The following is a 19,876-nucleotide window of genomic DNA, read 5'->3' on the forward strand; positions in this document are numbered from 1 at the left end:
TCTGTTACTGGGCTAAGCGTATCGACTGTTTCTGTTGCTGGTTGTGATGGGTTTCCTGCTGGATCAGTCGCAGTTGCAGTAACTGTATCTCCGTTATTTAAACCTGGATTTGGTACCGTCCAACTACCGTCTGGTCCCGCAACTACAACTGCTGTACCGCCACCCGGGAAGGTTACCGTTACGGTTGAACCCGGTTCTGCTGTACCGGTGATCGGATCTGTCGCATTGATTGGATTAATATCTGGTGCATTCGGTGCAGTGACATCCACACCATAGCTTTGACTATCGTTAACTGTGCTGCTATTCCCTGCTGCATCTGTGAATTTCACAGTGGCATCAATGACTTTATCTCCATCTGCCAATAAACCACTGCCTGGTACACTCACACTCCATGTACCATTCGTAGTATTTACAGTCGCGTTATAACTGACGCCGTTCACAACCACCGTCACTACTGTAGTTACTACATCCGCTGGGATATTTGTCAACGTTCCTGTAATGGTGACATTACTTGATGATTCAGCAATATTGATCACATTGTCCGCGGTGACTTGATTGATATTGAATCCAACATTACTTGTATTCGGTGGCGTAGTATCTGGAGGAGTATTATTGTTATTATCATTCCCGCCACCACCGCCTGCAGCCGCAGCAATACCGCCAATAGCAAGTGGTATCGCCCATAACCAAGGGCTTAATCCACCTTCATGATAAAGTAAGGGTTCAACAGATTGAATTGGTTGAAAAACAACATCTGAAACTGGCGCTTGTGCAACTTCAGGAACTGCTGCTGGTGTTTCTTCTAAATAAACTGCACCTTCATGGTCAGAATCACTATCTGCATCTGCGTCACTATCTGCATCTGCATCATTTTCTGCATCTTTAAATCTTGCCCAAATTAGCTGACCATTTTCCCCTTGAAATACAAGGCTATTATCTAGGCTAGCACTCTCGCTGAAGAAATTTTGAATTACGATCATTTCTCCATTTTTTAATAGAACAACAGCATTCGCTCCATCTCTTTTCACTGCCGAAATATCAGTTGTAGGAATCTTAACTAATACAACTGCCGGTTCAGAAGATGATAGTGAAGCTGTTTTTGCCGTCGTATTTGCAAGGGTTTTATGACTTTCCTTGGAAATAATTTGTATTTCAGCCATGATTATATTCCTCATTATAAATTATTAATTTCTAACTAGTTTTTAATTAAGTTGTTACTTTAGATTTAAGTTATTGTTTCTAGTGACATAGTTCACAACATCACTTTAAATCAAATAAAAAAAATGTTAAATAGCTCACAAAAACCATGTATTAAACAATTACATTGACACAATTAATTACACCAAAATAAACAAATGATTTTTAAATAAAAAATATTTAAAATACCTTTTTAATAGTTATTAAAATTACATTTCTTAATAAATATATAAAATAATATTAGTTAGTTCCTAAAAAGAATTTTAAGATCGGTTAAAATAATTTTTAGAAATTTTAAAACCATAAAATAAAAAAGCCTTTAATATTCACTAAAGGCTTTTTATCAAAAGAATAAAATATAATATTAAAAATTATTGGGATTTTCTAAACGCCTTACTTCATCTCTTTTATTTGGGTGGTGGACTGTTGCCACGCCATCATCTGATTTTTGATCTAATAAAATTTCTGGATTATAAATTGTTATTATTTCTTTACCTAAAGCATCTTCACCAACGATATATTTAAAACCACGTCGGTTCATTTTATTACACATCTGTTGATAAAAACCTTTTAGACCCTCTGTTTGCTCATTTGGGTTATAATAAAAAGTATTCATGACAGCGGGTAAGCCTAAGCCACATACAACACCAGATAAAAGTACGCTAATAAAAGTATATCCAATTAAAATACTGCTATAAGGACTGAGCTGAGGAATGTTCGCAACAGCTAAAATTAAAGCCAATGAAATACCCCCACGGACGCCACCCCATGACAGAATAGTTAAGCTACCATTGTAACTTTTGTATCGAAATGAAGGAAATAAAGCAAAAGCGGAGAAATTCGCTGCGAATCTTGAAAAATGAAGAATTAAGAAAGAAACAATTCCACCAATAATTAAATTTACACTTAAATCTAAAATAAATAATTCTAAACCAATCAATGTAAATAGAAATGAATTAATAATGCCTTCAACTGTATGCCAGAAATGATTTACTTCACGAATTTCACGTTGTTCACGGATTTCTTGCCATTTATTCCCAACAATTAAACCGCCAATTACACAAGCAATTGGCGCAGATGCATGCGCAAATAACGCAACCAGATATGAACCACTCGCAAGTAATGCAGTCGTTAAAATTAGTGACTCCATCTCATGCTTACCACGCAATAACCGCAAAATTCCAAAGCCAAATGCGAAACCAATAATCACTGCGACAAAAATTTCATATAATAATGTTTCAACGGTCGCAAGCAATGAGAAGTGCTCACCTTGTAAAACTTTCAGTAAAGTCATAAACAAAGCGATACACATCGCATCATTAAATAAAGATTCGCCTTCTAGTTTTACAATTAAGTGATGAGGTGCACGAATGGAACTTAATACGCCTTTAATTCCAATTGGATCGGTTGCTCCCAAGGCCGCGCCGAGTAGCAATAAAACTGAAATCGGAACAGGATAGCCCACTGCCCATTGGAAAAAATATAAAATTCCCGCATAAAAACCGGCACATAATACTAAAGCAATCGTTGCTAATATACTGATTGGCTTCCAGTAATTACGTAGATCTGAAATTTTAAACTTTAAAGCAGAAGACGTTAGGATAAAGCAAATTACACCATTAATTAAAAAATCATAAAAATCAATTTCACGTACTGCGGCTTCAATATTATGAATATTAATCGTAACAAACTCATTTCCATTTAATAAACTGGCTCCCCACTGTAAAATAAAGACAAAAATTGCCGACACAATCGGCACACCAATTGCCTGTGGGAATCCTAAGATTCTTTTATTAAAAATGGTCGTTGCAATGGATAATGCAAAAATTACGGTTAATGCCTGTAATAGAAAATAATTCCCCATACATCCTCTAACTTATTTTCAATAAGATACGTTACTTAAATTTTAAAATTTAATGTCGATAAAATTTATGAATGGATTATTCTAAAACTGAGTGAAAAATTAGTGTCTATACAGCAATTTTTTTATTTCAAAAGAGATAACTTAGATGCAGTAATAAACCCATCATCCTCAAATCAGTATAGACAATTTAATTTTACGTTAATTTTTCTTATAAATCGTATATCTTCCGTATAAAAATCAAGGACAAATATTCATCATTTTCACTTAAAAGTATCACATTGATTGATATCTCCAGATTTCAGACCTTGCTGAAACCAATGCATTCGTTGTTCACTACTACCATGTGTAAAACTATCGGGAACAATCTGACCTGTAGCTCTACGTTGTAAATAGTCATCGCCAATTTTCTCGGCAGCATCCATCGCTTCTTCAATATCACCCTGCTCTAAAAATTGAGTGCGCTGTTGATTCTGATGCGCCCAAATACCAGCAAAACAATCCGCCTGTAATTCTAAACGGACAGAAAGCTGATTTCCTTGTGTTTGACTAGCTTGTGCACGTGCTTGCTGTACTTGACCAGAGATGCCCAATAGATTTTGAATATGATGCCCGACTTCATGCGCAATAACATAAGCCTGTGCAAAATCCCCTGCTTGATCTTGACGAGAAAGTTCTGTCTGATTCTGCTCACCAGAAATACCCATTTGCTGACGCATATCTTTAAAGAAAGCAGTATCGATATAAACTTTTTGATCCGCAGGACAATAAAACGGTCCCATTGCTGCTTGTGCCCTACCACAAGCTGATTTATCGACACCGCTAAACAAAACTAAGCGTGGTGGCGTGTAAGTCATGCCAAGTTTTTGAAAAATCGGAGTCCAAGTATCTTCTGTATCCGCAAGAATAGTTCCAACAAAATCACTTGCCTCTTTCTGTTCAGCAGTTAAATTTTGTGGCGCAGCACCCTCTTGCGAAGATTGGGCACTGGTAACCGCTTGAGTTGCTTGGTAGGCTTGTTGCGGATCTACTCCAAAAAACTTCCACGCAACAAATGCAACGATCAAACCTATAATACTGATACCACCTGCTTTTGCTCCGCCACCACCACGACGATCTTCAACATTGGTACTGACACGACGACCTTTCCAACGCATATTAACCTCACATATGATAATGATGGTGATTGAGCATTTTATTTATGCAGATGCTTTTGACCAAAATTTTTGAATAAGCATAACAACCATTAATACAACAGCACCTGCAATAAAGCCTATTCCCAGATTAATCAAAGTTGGTGTTAATGCACCAATAATTGAACCAAAACTTGGAATCAACTCTAAATGGTCTACGGTTTCTTCAGTAAAATGATGTAATAAAGGAACTGTATGCGAAATAATTCCACCACCTACCAAAAACATTGCAACCGTTCCAACAATAGATAATGTTTTCATTAGAATAGGAGCAAATGCGAGTAGACCTCGACCTATTTTATTTTTTAACGAAGATGCTTGTTGTGTTAAATATAAGCCTAAATCATCAATTTTCACAATCATTGCAACAAAACCATAAACACCTACGGTCATTACGATTGCAATAACACTTAATACAGTCACTTTAGTCATAAAAGCTGCTGTTGCAACTGTACCTAACGAAATCACCACAATTTCAGCAGATAAAATAAAATCGGTACGAATCGCACCTTTTACTTTTTCTTTTTCAAACTTGTCTAAATCTATTTCGATCTGTTCCAAGCTTTCATTGGCCTCCTCAGCTGTTTTTGCTTTTTTGTGTTGGAGCATGTGTACAACTTTTTCTACTCCTTCATAACATAGAAATAAACCGCCAATCATTAATAAAGGATTGATTAACCAAGGTGCAACTACACTAATCAGTAATGCTAATGGAACCAAGATAAGTTTATTAACGAAAGAACCCTTAGCAACTCCCCATACCACAGGCAACTCTCGATCTGCGCGTACGCCACTGACTTGCTGCGCGTTTAGAGCTAAATCATCACCCAACACCCCTGCTGTTTTTTTTGCAGCCATCTTACTCATTACCGCAACATCATCTAAAATCGTTGCAATATCATCGAGTAATAACAATAAACCACTCGCCATTTTTATTTCCCAGTTTGTATTTATTTCGCTATTGTAGAATTCCTCAATAAATTCACAACATTATTTTAAGAAAAAGTTTAAGCAATCGCTGACGAAAAAATTTTATTTCCCGTACAATAATATCAATCTTTATATTTATGAAACTACTGAATCTTGGAACATATCATGAGTAATGCTGATCAACGTCCAATCATCTTGACAGGCGACCGCCCTACTGGACAACTTCATCTTGGACACTTTGTTGGCTCATTACGCTCTCGTGTTGGTTTACAAGACAGTCATCATCAACACCTTTTATTAGCAGATGCTCAAGCACTCACTGATAATGCTGATAATCCAGATAAAGTCCGTAATAATATTCTTCAAGTTGCATTAGATTATTTGGCAGTTGGTATTGATCCAACTAAAACAACGATCTGTGTCCAATCATGCTTGCCTGCTCTCAATGAACTGACCATGCTCTATCTGAACTTTGTGACGGTTGCTCGTTTAGAACGCAATCCAACCATTAAGTCAGAAATTCAAATGCGTGGTTTTGAACGAGATATTCCTGCTGGCTTTTTATGTTATCCAGTGGCTCAAGCAGCAGACATTACCGCATTTAAAGCGACTGTAGTACCTGTTGGCGAAGATCAAATCCCAATGATTGAACAAACCAATGAAGTTGTCCGTCGTGTTAACCGCCAAATTGGTCATGACTTATTACCTGAATGTAAAGCATTATTATCGAATATGGGGCGTTTACCTGGTTTTGATGGTAAAGCTAAAATGTCTAAATCACTCGGCAATACGATTGTCCTGAATGCTTCTGATAAAGATATTAAAAAAGCAGTCAATGCGATGTATACCGATCCAAATCACTTAAGAATTGAAGATCCAGGTCAAGTCGAAGGTAATATTGTATTTACTTACCTTGATGCGTTTGATCCAAATAAAGAAGAAATCGAAGAACTAAAAGCGCATTACCGTCGTGGTGGTTTAGGTGATGGTACAGTGAAAAAACGCCTAGAAGGTGTACTCAAAGAATTAATCTTACCGATTCGTGAACGCAGAGCTGAACTCGAAAAAGATCCTGATTATATTATGGACATTTTAAAACATGGTACAGATAAATGTCGTGATATTACTCAACAAACATTAGATGAAGTGAAAAGTGGATTAGGTTTGTTTAAATTCTAATTTACGTTACTTTTATCGCAAAAAAGCCTAATATTTAGGCTTTTTTCATGTAAATATCTTATTTAAATTTAGCTTTAGACCTCGGTAACAACCCGATAACTAACAATTTTTGTCACATATTAACATCCATTAACACTAGTTTACATGAATACCTATGAACTCTGTCAGGTTTTTTTGTACTATAGCCAAGTAGATTAGTAAACACTAATCTCATGACATTTCTCCTTTCAACCGAAACTGTTTCTGCAGATTCGTTGTTCAACGCAATGACTACCCCAATCATTGCGTTTTTTTTGTCTTTAATAATATTAATGATTTGGGTTGAAATTAAATCAAGTTACATTTAATCTTATAAATGATTTATTTTTATAAAAATTTTATTAATTATCTCTAAAAGAAATAAGAGTAATACAAATGATATGGGATTTATTAACACATCCATCAAACATTGTTTTTAGTATTTCATTAATGCTATGCCTATTTATAGGTGCTCTAGAATTAATTTTATTATTATTTGGCGGTAGTAGTAGTTTCATTGATCAATTTTTACCAGACAGTCTAGTTGATGTTGATCATGCAGATATTTCTATTGAACATACTGACGGTATTTTTACTCAGCTTTTAGAATGGCTTTATTTAGGAAAAGTTCCTCTTCTCATTTGGTTAATTATCTTTTTAACGGTCTACTCACTCACAGGTCTCATTATTCAGGATATTTTTTTCCATTTAACCGAGCATTATTTATCTGCTTGGATCATTGCTCCTATGTGTTTATTTTTATGTATGCCACTAGTGAGAACAAGTGCAGCATTGATCAGTAAAATTATTCCAAAAGATGAAACCACAGCTATTCATAGTGATGAGCTGATTGGTCGTACAGCACAAATTATTTTAGGACAAGCCAAACAAAACTCCCCTGCTCAAGCAAAGGTAAAAGATCAATTTGGTCAAACCCATTATGTCTTGGTTGAACCTGAGTTAGATATTATTTTTTATCAAGGGCAAGATGTGATTTTAACCCAAAGAACAAAAATTGGATTCCAAGCAATTACTGCTTAATTTATATATTAATTTAATGAGGGATTTTAAATGTTGAGTTCAGCATTGACTGAAATTTTAATCATCACAGGTATTATTTTTGCAGCACTCATTTTTATCGGTGTTGTGATTGCTCGCCTATATACCCGTTCCAGCAAAGAAGTGTCCTTTGTACGAACAGGTTTTGGAGGTGAAAAAGTTATTCTGAACGGAGGAGCAATTGTCCTCCCTGTTTTACATGAAATTATTCCTGTGAATATGAATACGCTGCGCCTCGAAGTTAAACGGGCAGCAGATCAAGCACTGATCACTCGTGATCGTATGCGTGTCGATGTCATGGCTGAATTCTATGTTCGAGTCAAACCTACTGGTGAATCAATTGCAACGGCAGCCCAAACATTAGGTCGAAAAACCATGTCGCCTCAAGAATTGAAAGACTTGGTAGAAGGTAAATTTGTTGACTCTTTACGTGCTGTTGCTGCTGAGATGGCAATGGAAGAACTACATGAAAAACGTGTGGACTTTGTACAGAAAGTTCAGCAAGTCGTTTCTGAAGATTTATCTAAAAATGGTTTAGAACTTGAAACAGTGTCATTGACTGGTTTAGACCAGACCAGTTTTAAATTCTTTAATCCACAGAACGCCTTTGATGCAGAAGGTTTAACCAAACTAACTGAAACTATTGAAGATCGTCGTAAAAAACGTAACGATATTGAACAAGATGCGGACTTGGCAATTCGTGCTAAAAATTTGGAAGCTGAACGTGCTCGTTTGGAAATTTCTCGTGAAGAGGAATATGCCAAGCTACAACAAGAGCGTGAAATTTCAATTCGTAAAGCAGAACAAACTGCTGAAATCGCATCACAAGAAGCAGGTAAAAAACGTGAAGCTGAAGAAGCTCGTATCGCTGCGGAACGTGAAGTTGAGCTGAAACGTATTGCCTCTGCCCGTGATGTTGAGAATGAAAATATCCAAAAGGCACAATTGATTCAAAAGGCGCAGGTTGAACAAAAGAAAACCATTGAATTGGCTGAGCAAGATCGTGCCATTGCGATTGCTGAAAAATCTCGTGCTGAATCAGAAGCCAAAGCCCAAGCAGATAAAGCCCGTGCCGAAGCCGTAAAAGCCGAAGAAGAAGTTGTAACTGTACGTGAAACACAACGTGCTGAACGTCAAAAAGCGGTTGAACTGGTTGCAGCCAAACAGACTGCTGAAAAAGAAGCGATTGCAATTACCGTTGCCGCCGATGCAGGTAAAAAAGCCGCTGCTGATGAAGCGGAAGCTGTGCGTATTGCTGCTGAAGCAGATGCTGAAAAAATTCGCTTAAAAGCGAAAGGTGAAGCCGATGCTAAAATATTGCTTGCCCAAGCTTTAGAGAAACAATATCAGGTTGATGCGGAAGGTGCTCGTGCAGTGAATGAAGCCGCCAATACTCTTTCTGCTGAGCAAGTGGAAATGCAAGTTCGTTTGGCATTGTTAAAGCATTTACCAGAGATCATTCGTGAAAGTGTTAAACCAATGGAAAATATTGATGACATCAAGATTTTACAGGTAAATGGGTTAAATGAATTTGCTAGTGGTGGGACTGTTGGAAGCGCCTCAGTTGAAAATGGTCAAACGTCTTTATCTGATCAAGTAGTGAATAGTGCCCTACGCTATCGTTCACAAGCACCGCTCATTGATAGTTTAATGAATGAACTTGGCTTACAAGGTGGTGATATCAATGGTTTGACTCAAGGGTTAAAACCCAAAGCTGAATAAACATTGTTGATCTATAAAAGAGTCTTAGTAATAAGGCTCTTTTTTTCATCTAAAAAATATAAATAGATAACTAGTGGAGTTTAAGCATCATTTTAAAAAATTAAGATTTTCTTCAATTCTGCAATTACCTCATCTTCATCATACATGTACTCTCCGCCTCCATACACATATGAAGCTAAAATTAGAACCATATTATTTATCAACTCTTCCTCAGACTTTAAATTATCAAGAAAAACTTCTATTCTTTGTGCATTCTTAATAGATATATCTTTTTTATCTATAAACTGCTTAATACTATAAATTAATTTTTCTTTAATCATTTATCTTAGCCTTAGACTAATTAACTCATCGTTCTACTACTGTTGATCTATGTAATGAAACAAATTGAATTAAGAAGTTGACTCAATCCCAGCCAACAAAGCAGTCATAAAAACACGTTTATCAATAATTTCATTATCAAATGCTAGTTTAATACAATCAAAGAGTGCACAAAAGTCTTCACTGCAATCCAAAATAGTTGAATGAAGCAAAATAATTAGTCATTGTTGTAGTACATGAGATTTCAGGCTCATAGATTAAGGAATTTGATTTCAAAACTGAGCATGGGTATCTTTGCAATTAATGCGTTGAATGATGATTTGTGCAACTTGTTTACTAGATGGAAGTAGGCTATGGATAATAGGTAACTTGACTTGATCTGTAAGCCAATCGGCACTTACCTCAGATAACGAGACAATTCCATCGTTAAATTCTGTTCTGAATGGGCTCAGTTTTCCTGAAAGCCCTTTAATACCAGCAATGCCTGTGGTTGAATGTTCAGTACACGGTATAGCTGCCATTCGCTCTATCGAACTAAGCAGATGACCACAGTCACGTGTGACTGAGCGAAACAGGAAGTTCCTGTTGAAACGCTGAGCAAGTTGTGAGGCTTGGATTGGAGAACCAAGCAGAAAGATGTGTTTGGGCTGGTTTGTTTCTGCTGGGAGCGAACTTAAAGCAGAGCGGATTAGCACTCCCCCAAGGGAATGACCTATCAGTACATAATCTCCCTTTGCTGCGATTTCTTCAATCCATCTAGTCAAGCGAACTTGAATTTCAGAAAACGATTGTAAGCTTACAGAATAGCCGAAGCACCTAGTTGTAATGCCAGCCTTTTTAATGTGGCGAAGCATTGGCCAACCAGATAAAGGCGAGCGCCCCATTCCATGTACGAATAATGCTTGCATAGCGCTTTAAGACCTAACTAACGTTATACGGCAAATTGCCATATAACTTTCCAAAAATTAGATATATAACTTCCATTAATTTATTGCTAGTATTGAAACTTATCTTATAAAGTACGAATACAAAATAACCATGTCAAGTATTTTATAATGGGGATTCTTTCACAAATTAAATGTAAATTTGGTAGATGATATTCCCACAATAAAAAACCCCAATGTCTCCATTAGGGTTTTTTAAAGATTAAAATCTAACGAATTACGCTAAACCTTTCTCTTTTAAAACTTGCAACATCGTTGAACCAAGCTCAGCTGGGCTACGAGTGTAAGCCATTCCTGCACGTTCAAATGCAGCGAATTTCTCTTCAGCAGTACCTTGACCGCCAGAAATGATCGCACCAGCGTGACCCATACGTTTACCTTTAGGCGCAGTTACACCAGCAATGTAACCGACTACTGGCTTAGTCACGTTAGATTTGATGAATTCAGCAGCTTCTTCTTCCGCTGTACCACCGATCTCACCGATCATGATGATTGCATCCGTATCTGGATCATCTTGGAACAATTGAAGTGCTTCAATCTGGTTCATACCTGGGATTGGGTCACCACCGATACCGATACAAGTCGACTGACCTAAACCAAGCTTAGTTGTTTGAGCAACAGCTTCATAAGTCAATGTACCTGAACGTGAAATAATGCCAATACGACCTGGTTGGTGGATGTGGCCAGGCATAATCCCGATCTTACATTCACCCGGAGTGATCACGCCTGGGCAGTTAGGACCAACTAAACGAGTACCGTTACCGTTAGTTTCTAAGTAGCGTTTCGCTTTAAGCATGTCGATTGTTGGAACACCTTCAGTGATCACAACGATTAAACCAACACCTGAATCAACCGCTTCAACGATTGAGTCTAAAACGAATGGTGCTGGTACATAAATTACAGATGCATCTGCATTTGTTTCACGTACCGCTTCTTTCATCGTGTTGAATACAGGCAGTTCAAGATGAGTTGTACCACCCTTACCTGGAGTAACACCACCAACAACTTTTGTGCCGTAGTCTAAAGCTTGTGCAGAGTGGAAAGTACCGTTTTTACCAGTAAAACCTTGTACCAATACTTTAGTGTCTTTATTAATTAATACGCTCATGATTGATACTCCTTACGCTTTCACTGCAGCTACAACTTTTTCTGCGGCATCAGATAAACCATTCGCAGAAATTAATTTCAAACCAGATTCATCAAGTAATTTAGCACCTAACTCAGCATTGTTACCTTCTAAACGAACAACAACGGGTACAGTGACATTTACTTCTTGAACCGCTGCAATAATTGCTTCAGCAATCATGTCACAACGTACGATACCACCAAAGATGTTGATTAAAACACCTTGAACAGACGTATCAGCAAGGATGATTTTGAACGCTTCGATTACTCGCTCTTTCGTTGCACCGCCACCAACGTCAAGGAAGTTTGCAGGCTGACCACCATAAAGTTTGATGATGTCCATTGTTGCCATTGCAAGACCAGCACCGTTGACCATACAACCGATATTACCTTCTAGAGCAACATAATTAAGATCAAATTCAGATGCTTTTAATTCACGCTCATTCTCTTGAGATTTATCACGTAAAGCAGCAACTTCTGGTAAACGGTATAACGCATTTGAGTCAATGCCAACTTTTGCATCAACACACAAAATTTCACCATTTTCACGTACTGAAAGTGGGTTAATTTCAAATAAAGCAAAATCATTTTCTACAAATGCTTGATATGCAGCTGTCATGATTTTAACAAATTGACCAACTTGTTTATCTTTTAATGCTAATTTAAATGCAACTTCACGCGCTTGGAATGGTTGTAAGCCAACAAGTGGATCGACTTCAACTTTAATAATTTTTTCAGGAGTTTCTTCTGCAACTTTCTCGATTTCTACACCACCTTCGGTAGAAGCCATGAAAGTAATACGACGGCTAGAACGGTCTACAACCGCACCCAAATAAAGCTCACGCTCAACTGGATATACATCTTCAGCAACAATAATACTATTTACTGGTTGGCCATTTGCATCTGTTTGATACGTTACAAGACGCGTACCAATAATATTGTTTGCAAATTCGATAACATCTTCTTTTGATTTCGCAACTTTTACACCGCCAGCCTTACCACGACCGCCAGCATGAACTTGTGCTTTCATTACAGCAAATTTACCACCAAGCTGTTCAAACGCAGCAACGGCTTCATCTGCATTTGTTGCCAAGATACCTTCCTGTACTGGCATACCATATTTTTTCAATAATGCTTTAGCTTGATATTCATGTAAGTTCATTCAGTTACCTACTATGTAGTTTATTGTCATACAGTCTAGATATATTATAAATTATAGACTGTTACAAGTTGAGTAAATGATTGTTTTTATTTCAACCATCATTAATTAAAAAGTGTGGCGAACCACACTTATTTTGTTATTTACGTTTACGTTGAATCGCGTGGATGGCACGACCATCAACAGCAAGCGCGGCTTCATGTACAACTTCTGAGAAAGTTGGATGACCAAAAGTCATTAATTGTAGGTCTTCAATTGAAGATACAAATTCAAGTGCGATCATACCTTGATGTACGATATCAGATGCATTTGGACCCACAACGTGCATACCTAATAAACGGTCAGTTTTTGCATCAGCAACGAACTTCACAAAACCAGCAGTATCACCAGCAGCCAACGCACGACCATTCACCGCAAACGGGAATTGACCTGCTTTAACTTCGTGACCTTTTTCAGCAGCTTGTTCTTCAGTTAAACCAACCCAAGCAGCTTCTGGATGTGTATAAATAACGCTGATGATTGTGTCATAGTTCACTTGAGCAGCATGTCCGTGTATACGTTCAACTGCCATTACGCCCTCTTCCATTGCTTTATGAGCAAGCATTGGACCGCGTACCAAGTCACCAATCGCGTAAACACCTTCTACAGATGTTTGGCACTGATCATTCACATCAACCAAACCACGTTCAGTCAATTTAATGCCAGAATCTTCTGCCAATAAACCTTCTGCATATGCTTTACGGCCTACACAAACGATAAGCTTGTCAAAAACTTGTTCTTTGTCTTCGCCAGCTTGGTTGTATTTAACCGTTACTTCTTGACCATTGGTTTCAGCGCCAGAAACTTTCGCACCAATGCGGATATCCAAACCTTGTTTTTTCAAGATTTTTTGATATTCCTTTGCCAATGCTTTGTCTGCCATTGGTAAGAAAGCATCTAATGCTTCGAACACAACAACTTCTGAACCAAGGCGACGCCATACAGAACCAAGTTCTAAACCAATAACACCCGCACCAATAACACCAAGGCGTTTAGGGACTTCTGGGAATTTTAATGCGCCAGTAGAATCAACGATTAAGTCTTCATCAACTGGAGCTACTGGAATATTTACAGGTACAGAACCAGTCGCAAGAATGACATATTTAGGTTCTAAAACTTGTGCTTCACCTTCAAACGGTGTGAATTCTACTTTTTTACCTGCGAGTAATTTACCAGTACCTTGTAACCACTCGATACCATTACCTTTAAGTAATTGAGCAACACCACCCGTCAATTGATCAACAACTTTGTCTTTACGTGCTAACAAAGTATCTAAATCAAATTTAACTTCGCCAGTCGTGATACCGTGTTCAGCAAGCTCATGAATTGTTGCTTCGTAACGGTGAGAAGAATCAAGCAATGCTTTAGAAGGGATACAACCCACGTTTAAACATGTACCACCCAAAGATGGCTTACCGTTGTGAATACGTTTTTCGATACAAGCGACTTTGAAACCGAGTTGAGCTGCACGAATCGCCGCTTCATAACCACCAGGTCCACCGCCAATGACAACAAGATCAAACTGTTGAGACATTTTTCTATTCCTTAAATCTCCCCCTAACCCCCTCTTTGCAAAGAGGGGAAATACCGTGACTGGTAGTCCCCCTTTATCAAAGGGGGATTTAGGGGGATTTAAATATGTTAAAGATCAAGAATGAGTTTAGCTGGTTCTTCTAACAATTCTTTAATTGTTACTAAGAAACCTACAGCTTCTTTACCATCGATTAAACGGTGGTCATAAGAAAGTGCTAAGTACATCATTGGCAAGATTTCAACTTGACCATTTACCGCCATAGGACGTTCTTGGATTTTATGCATACCCAAGATTGCAGTTTGTGGCTGGTTTAAAATAGGTGTTGAAAGCAATGAACCGAAAGTACCGCCGTTCGTGATCGTGAACGTACCACCAGTCATTTCTTCGATCGATAATTTGCCTTCACGTGCTTTACCAGCATATGCAGCAATACCACCTTCAACTTCAGCGTAGTTCATACGATCTGTATCACGAAGGATTGGCACAACTAGACCACGATCAGAAGAAACAGCTACACCGATGTCATAGAAACCGTGATATACGATATCGTCGCCATCGATAGAAGCGTTTACAGCTGGGTAGCGTTTTAACGCTTCAGTTGCCGCTTTAACGAAGAAAGACATAAAGCCTAAACGTGCACCATGACGTTTTTCGAAAGCATCTTTATATTGCTTACGCATTTCCATGATTGGCTTCATGTTAACTTCGTTGAACGTTGTTAACATTGCAGTTTGTTGTGTCGCAGCCAATAAACGCTCAGCAACACGCTTACGTAAACGTGTCATTGGAACACGTTTCTCGATACGCTCGCCTACAGCAACGCTTAATGGTTGAACTGATGTAGCAGGTTTAGCTTGATGACTTGTAACGTCTTCTTTAGTGATGCGACCACCACGACCTGTGCCTTGAACGTCAGCAGCATTGATACCTGTTTCAGACAATGCTTTACGAACTGCAGGCGCTTGGTTTTGATCAACTGCTTGAGTTGATGCAGCTGCTGGCGCAGATGCAACTGGAGCAGCAGCGGCTGGTGCAGCCTCAGGAGCAGCGGCAGCAACAGCACCAGCTTCGAATTGAGCAATCACTTCGTCAGAAAGAACTGTATCGCCCTCACCTTTGATGATTGCAACTAAGCTACCATCAGCTGGAGCAACCACTTCTAAAACAACTTTATCGGTTTCAATGTCACAGATCACTTCATCACGTGATACAGGTTCACCTACTTTCTTGTGCCAAGTTGCGATCGTACCGTCAGCAACTGACTCTGGAAATACCGGTGCTTTAATTTCGGTTGCCATTATTTAGAATCTCCTGATTGTTCAACTTCAATCGCGAGTGCGTCATTGATAAGCTGAGCTTGTTGTTTTGCATGCAAGTATGGCGAGCCACAAGCAGGTGCGGCAGATGCGTCACGACCAGCATAGCTAATACGAATTTGTTTACCTGATTTAAGAACGTCTTCATATAAACGAGGAACGATAAATAACCAAGCACCTTGGTTCTTCGGCTCTTCTTGTGCCCAAACAAGTTCTTGAATGTTTGGATACTGAGCCATAACCTCAGCTAAGCGTTGTTCTGGATATGGATACAATTGTTCGATACGAACGATCGCAATATGGTTTAGACCAAGCTCACGACGTTTTTCGAGTAAATCATAATAAACCTTACCACCACAAAGAACTAAACGAGTCACATCAGCTTTATTGATTTGATCAACTTCATCAATCACGGTTTGGAATGAACCGTTTGCTAATTCATCTAAAGTTGAAGTCGCAAGTTTATGACGAAGTAATGATTTTGGTGACATTACAATCATTGGCTTACGAATCGGACGAACCGCTTGACGACGTAATGCATGGAAAATCTGTGCAGGTGTCGTTGGTGTCATCACTTGCATGTTGTCTTCAGCACATAGCTGTAAGAAACGCTCTAAACGTGCAGATGAATGCTCTGGACCTTGACCTTCATAACCGTGTGGTAACAACATAGTTAGACCACACACACGCTCCCACTTGGTTTCACCCGAAGCGATAAATTGGTCAATAACAACTTGCGCACAGTTTGCGAAGTCACCAAATTGAGCTTCCCAAACGATTAAGCTTTTTGGCAATGTCGTTGAATAGCCGTATTCAAATGCAAGCACTGCTTCTTCTGACAGTAAAGAGTCGTAGACAGCAGTACGAGGCTGATTTTCTTTGATATGGCAAAGTGGAATATAAACAGAACCATCGACTTGGTTATGTAATTTGGCATGACGGTGCGAGAATGTACCACGACCCACGTCTTCACCCGTAATACGAACCAAGAAGCCGTCATCAAGCAAAGTTGCATATGCTAAAGTTTCTGCAGCACCCCAATTAAGTGGCATTTCACCTGTTTGCATCTTCACGCGATCTTCGATCACTTTCTGAACTTGACGTTGTAATACAAAACCTTCTGGTAATGTATTCATTTTCAAACCAAGTTCTTTTAGACGATCGATGCTAAAAGTTGTATCCCAAATATCTGTGTATTCATGACCTAAATATGGCGACCAATCCACAAACATTTTTTTGTTTGGTTCACGAACTAAAGCATTGGCAACATGATTACCTGCTTCTAAGTCTGAGCGATAACCTTCAACCATGGCATCAGCACTTGCACGATCAAGCACTTTTTCTTGAACCAGTTGATCAGCATACAACGTACGTGTTGTTGCTTTCTTGTTGATCACTTGATACATCAATGGTTGAGTTGCAGATGGTTCATCTGCTTCGTTATGACCACGACGACGGTAGCAGAACAAGTCTAAGATGACATCTTTACGGAAAGTATGACGGAAATCATGTGCAAGCTGAGTTACGAAAATCACAGCTTCAGGATCATCACCATTCACATGGAAAATCGGCGCCTGAATCATCTTCGCAACGTCCGTACAATACTCTGTAGAACGTGTATCGCGCGGATCAGAAGTTGTAAAGCCTACTTGGTTATTGATCACGATGTGAACGGTACCGCCCACTGTGTAACCACGTGTTTGTGACATTTGGAAGGTTTCTTGGTTTACACCTTGACCCGCAAATGCAGCATCACCATGTACAATCACTGGAAGAACGTCATCGCCGCCAATATCTTTACGACGAACTTGACGTGCACGAACCGAACCTTCAACTACAGGGCCAACGATCTCTAAGTGTGATGGGTTAAACGCCAATGCTAAGTGAACTTCGCCACCCGGAGTCATTACGTTTGAAGAGAAACCTTGGTGATACTTAACGTCACCAGAACCTTTTTTATGTAGGCTCTTGCCTTCAAATTCACCAAAAAGATCCGCTGGGTTTTTACCCATGATGTTCACAAGAAGGTTGAGACGACCACGGTGTGGCATACCAATCACAACTTCTTTACAACCGACGCTGCCTGCACGTTGAATGATTTCATTCATCATTGGAATAAAAGACTCACCGCCTTCTACACCAAAACGTTTTGCACCAACGAATTTATTACCAAGATATTTCTCTAAGCCTTCCGCAGCGGTTAAACGCTCAAGAAAACCTTTTTTCTGATCATTGGTGTAATTGAATTTACCGCGAGCACCTTCCAAACGTTGTTGAATCCAACGCTTTTCTTTGGTATCAACGATATGCATGTATTCTGCACCGATTGAAGAGCAGTAAATTGCTTCCATGGATTCAACCATTTCAGACAATGTTGCTTCTGCTTTACCAATCGCGAGGTTACCTGTATTAAATACAGTATCTAAATCAGATTTGGTTAAACCGTGTGCAGATAAATCTAGATCTGGAACTTCTTCGCGTTTCGCAAGGCCTAATGGATCAAGTTTGGCTTTTTGATGACCACGGTTACGATAAGCAGCAATCAGTTGTAATACACCAATTTGACGACGCTCATGTTCTGTACTTACAGTGCTTTGTACAACAGGTTGAACTCGGTTTGAATTACGACCCAAAAGGAGGAATTGCTCGCGCACACTGCCGTGTGGTTGATCACCTTTAGGGTATTTATCGAAATATTCACGCCAATCCTCTGACACTGAGGTTGGAGAAGTTAGGTACTGTTCGTAAAGCTCTTCAATATACGCTGCACTATCAGCGGAAAGTTCAGTGTCAAGACGCAGTGCGTCAGCAACTTCTTGCATTTTTGGACCCATTTCCTATTGCAAAAAATAATACAGGTTGCCTTTTAAGCACACCCATGATTCATAGTATCAAATTGGTAACATGACACTACTACTCAAGATCATCCAACCTTGAGACATTATCACTACACATCAGGAGTATTCCTTTTGATGTAATAAATGAGCTATGCACTTTCAATTCAAAGCACATAACTCATCCTTATACTCGATGAAATCGAGCAATTTTTTGCAAACCATTTTAGAAAAATTAACAAAAATATTAACTTTTCTAAATTGACTTTAACCCAAACTATATACATACAATTGGTAAGCATTAGAGCGATATAACATCAGGAATATGCTTATTTTTTGCTTCAGGTCGTGGCAGAAATCGTAACATGTTCTCATGTACGAATTGATTTTTTTGACACATACCATCTATAAAGCAGCGAAATACACATTCTTAATTATATTCTAATATACCGCCCTTTTTATAATAGTTGCACCTTTATCGACCAAAGTTAAAGATTTTCTACAATTCTTGCACAAACATTATGCAGAGCGCCTAAAAATAGATCATTCATTTTTCTTATTAATCCAAGTCATTTTTCTTAAGCTCAAAATTTATAAATTTTCAACACCCAATAATATTTTTTAAAGACTCGATAATAAGCCTTGCAAGCCCACCAACACAGAAAACTATTTAATCAAGATAAAAAAGGGAGCTTTTAAAAGCTCCCTTTTCACATGTCAGAAAACTGTATTAACCAGCTTGATCTAACAACATATTACGAATGTGACCAATTGCCTTCGTCGGGTTTAAACCTTTAGGACAAACTGATACACAGTTCATGATCCCTTTACAACGGAACAAAGAGAATGGGTCGTCTAAACGAGCCAAACGCTCTTGTGTTGCCGTATCACGAGAGTCAATGATAAAGCGATATGCATTTAACAATGCAGATGGTCCGAGGAACTTATCAGGGTTCCACCAGAATGATGGGCATGATGTTGAACAACATGCACAAAGAATACATTCATATAGACCATCTAAGTGTTCACGTTCTGCTTGAGACTGTAAACGCTCTTTTGCTGGTGCAGGCTGATTGTTAATCAAGAACGGTTGGATCTTGTCATATTGATCATAGAACTGGTTCATGTCTACAACCAAATCTTTTACCACTGGTAAACCAGGTAAAGGACGGATCACAATCTTCTCTGGTAAATCGTTCAAGTTCCACAAGCACGCTAAACCATTTTTACCATTGATGTTCACACCATCCGAACCACAAATACCTTCACGGCAAGAGCGACGGAATGTTAATGACTCATCTTGCACTTTCAACGCAAGTAACGCATCAAGCAACATACGATGCTTATCGGTTAACTCAAGTTTGAAAGTTTGCATGTACGGCGCTTTATCCTTATCAGGATCATAGCGGTAGATTTCGAATGTACGAGTGCCTCTACTCATCTTTGTT

At 38.6% G+C, this 19,876-nt stretch carries 15 protein-coding genes; 3 read left to right on the top strand and 12 right to left on the bottom strand.

Translation table 11 applies throughout. From position 1 onward, the window contains the following. The 4 genes from IEV17_RS10185 to IEV17_RS10200 all read right to left on the bottom strand — a co-directional run. Window positions 1–1,160 (bottom strand): BapA/Bap/LapF family prefix-like domain-containing protein (locus tag IEV17_RS10185; RefSeq protein ID WP_188363582.1); only part of this gene is annotated, 1,160 nt, incomplete at its 3' end. A 401-nt stretch (window positions 1,161–1,561) separates the two neighbouring features. Next, on the bottom strand, window positions 1,562–3,061 hold the full coding sequence (locus IEV17_RS10190; protein WP_004664425.1) for a cation:proton antiporter: 1,500 nt from the start codon (window positions 3,059–3,061) through the stop codon (window positions 1,562–1,564). A gap of 260 nt (window positions 3,062–3,321) precedes the next feature. Continuing rightward, window positions 3,322–4,215, bottom strand: coding sequence for a KPN_02809 family neutral zinc metallopeptidase (ypfJ, locus tag IEV17_RS10195; protein ID WP_004664427.1), 894 nt, complete (start codon window positions 4,213–4,215; stop codon window positions 3,322–3,324). Between the two features lie 42 nt (window positions 4,216–4,257). Next, window positions 4,258–5,181: a DUF808 domain-containing protein gene (locus IEV17_RS10200; protein WP_004664428.1), complete on the bottom strand. Its 924-nt coding sequence runs from the start codon at window positions 5,179–5,181 to the stop codon at window positions 4,258–4,260. Window positions 5,182–5,346: 165 nt separating this feature from the next. On the opposite strand from IEV17_RS10200, the gene trpS reads away from it, so the two are divergent. From trpS to IEV17_RS10215, 3 genes are all read left to right on the top strand, one after another. Then, window positions 5,347–6,360: a tryptophan--tRNA ligase gene (trpS, locus tag IEV17_RS10205; RefSeq protein WP_004664430.1), complete on the top strand. Its 1,014-nt coding sequence runs from the start codon at window positions 5,347–5,349 to the stop codon at window positions 6,358–6,360. Between the two features lie 414 nt (window positions 6,361–6,774). Continuing rightward, window positions 6,775–7,419, top strand: coding sequence for a YqiJ family protein (locus IEV17_RS10210; protein WP_004664432.1), 645 nt, complete (start codon window positions 6,775–6,777; stop codon window positions 7,417–7,419). A gap of 30 nt (window positions 7,420–7,449) precedes the next feature. After that, window positions 7,450–9,159, top strand: coding sequence for a flotillin family protein (locus tag IEV17_RS10215; protein ID WP_004664433.1), 1,710 nt, complete (start codon window positions 7,450–7,452; stop codon window positions 9,157–9,159). Between the two features lie 92 nt (window positions 9,160–9,251). Here the strand turns inward: IEV17_RS10215 and IEV17_RS10220 are convergent, their stop codons facing one another. The 8 genes from IEV17_RS10220 to IEV17_RS10255 form a co-directional block, all read right to left on the bottom strand. Then, the gene (locus IEV17_RS10220) at window positions 9,252–9,479 is read right to left on the bottom strand and encodes a hypothetical protein (protein ID WP_004664435.1); all 228 of its coding nucleotides are present in this window, start codon (window positions 9,477–9,479) and stop codon (window positions 9,252–9,254) included. A 270-nt stretch (window positions 9,480–9,749) separates the two neighbouring features. Next, window positions 9,750–10,385 carry an esterase/lipase family protein gene (locus IEV17_RS10225; protein ID WP_004664437.1) on the bottom strand — a complete coding sequence of 212 codons (636 nt, stop codon included), beginning with the start codon at window positions 10,383–10,385 and terminating at the stop codon, window positions 9,750–9,752. 253 nt (window positions 10,386–10,638) lie between these two features. Next, complete coding sequence (sucD, locus tag IEV17_RS10230; protein ID WP_004664438.1) at window positions 10,639–11,529, bottom strand: succinate--CoA ligase subunit alpha; 891 nt, start codon at window positions 11,527–11,529, stop codon at window positions 10,639–10,641. Window positions 11,530–11,541: 12 nt separating this feature from the next. Next, window positions 11,542–12,708 (bottom strand): ADP-forming succinate--CoA ligase subunit beta, encoded by a 1,167-nt coding sequence (gene sucC / locus IEV17_RS10235; RefSeq protein ID WP_004664440.1) that lies wholly within the window; start codon window positions 12,706–12,708, stop codon window positions 11,542–11,544. Between the two features lie 136 nt (window positions 12,709–12,844). After that, the gene (gene lpdA / locus IEV17_RS10240; RefSeq protein ID WP_004664442.1) at window positions 12,845–14,278 is read right to left on the bottom strand and encodes a dihydrolipoyl dehydrogenase; all 1,434 of its coding nucleotides are present in this window, start codon (window positions 14,276–14,278) and stop codon (window positions 12,845–12,847) included. Window positions 14,279–14,385: 107 nt separating this feature from the next. Next, a complete protein-coding gene (gene odhB / locus IEV17_RS10245) occupies window positions 14,386–15,576 on the bottom strand; it encodes a 2-oxoglutarate dehydrogenase complex dihydrolipoyllysine-residue succinyltransferase (protein WP_004664443.1) in 1,191 nt (396 codons plus the stop codon). Beyond that, entirely contained in the window at window positions 15,576–18,416 is a 2,841-nt protein-coding gene (locus IEV17_RS10250) for a 2-oxoglutarate dehydrogenase E1 component (protein ID WP_004664445.1), read from the bottom strand. Before IEV17_RS10250 ends, odhB begins: the two co-directional genes overlap by 1 nt. 742 nt (window positions 18,417–19,158) lie before the next feature. After that, entirely contained in the window at window positions 19,159–19,869 is a 711-nt protein-coding gene (locus IEV17_RS10255) for a succinate dehydrogenase iron-sulfur subunit (protein ID WP_004664446.1), read from the bottom strand. Window positions 19,870–19,876: the final 7 nt, after the last annotated feature.

The organism is Acinetobacter modestus, from assembly GCF_014636095.1.
Taxonomy (GTDB): domain Bacteria; phylum Pseudomonadota; class Gammaproteobacteria; order Pseudomonadales; family Moraxellaceae; genus Acinetobacter; species Acinetobacter modestus.

Bases quoted from the DNA above. Each gene is read 5' to 3' on its own strand.
- IEV17_RS10190 (WP_004664425.1), bottom strand. From the start codon at position 3,061: ATGGGGAATTATTTTCTATTACAGGCATTAACCGTAATTTTTGCATTA.
- ypfJ (WP_004664427.1), bottom strand. From the start codon at position 4,215: ATGCGTTGGAAAGGTCGTCGTGTCAGTACCAATGTTGAAGATCGTCGT.
- IEV17_RS10200 (WP_004664428.1), bottom strand. From the start codon at position 5,181: ATGGCGAGTGGTTTATTGTTATTACTCGATGATATTGCAACGATTTTA.
- trpS (WP_004664430.1), top strand. From the start codon at position 5,347: ATGAGTAATGCTGATCAACGTCCAATCATCTTGACAGGCGACCGCCCT.
- IEV17_RS10210 (WP_004664432.1), top strand. From the start codon at position 6,775: ATGATATGGGATTTATTAACACATCCATCAAACATTGTTTTTAGTATT.
- IEV17_RS10215 (WP_004664433.1), top strand. From the start codon at position 7,450: ATGTTGAGTTCAGCATTGACTGAAATTTTAATCATCACAGGTATTATT.
- IEV17_RS10220 (WP_004664435.1), bottom strand. From the start codon at position 9,479: ATGATTAAAGAAAAATTAATTTATAGTATTAAGCAGTTTATAGATAAA.
- IEV17_RS10225 (WP_004664437.1), bottom strand. From the start codon at position 10,385: ATGCAAGCATTATTCGTACATGGAATGGGGCGCTCGCCTTTATCTGGT.
- sucD (WP_004664438.1), bottom strand. From the start codon at position 11,529: ATGAGCGTATTAATTAATAAAGACACTAAAGTATTGGTACAAGGTTTT.
- sucC (WP_004664440.1), bottom strand. From the start codon at position 12,708: ATGAACTTACATGAATATCAAGCTAAAGCATTATTGAAAAAATATGGT.
- lpdA (WP_004664442.1), bottom strand. From the start codon at position 14,278: ATGTCTCAACAGTTTGATCTTGTTGTCATTGGCGGTGGACCTGGTGGT.
- odhB (WP_004664443.1), bottom strand. From the start codon at position 15,576: ATGGCAACCGAAATTAAAGCACCGGTATTTCCAGAGTCAGTTGCTGAC.
- IEV17_RS10250 (WP_004664445.1), bottom strand. From the start codon at position 18,416: ATGCAAGAAGTTGCTGACGCACTGCGTCTTGACACTGAACTTTCCGCT.
- IEV17_RS10255 (WP_004664446.1), bottom strand. From the start codon at position 19,869: ATGAGTAGAGGCACTCGTACATTCGAAATCTACCGCTATGATCCTGAT.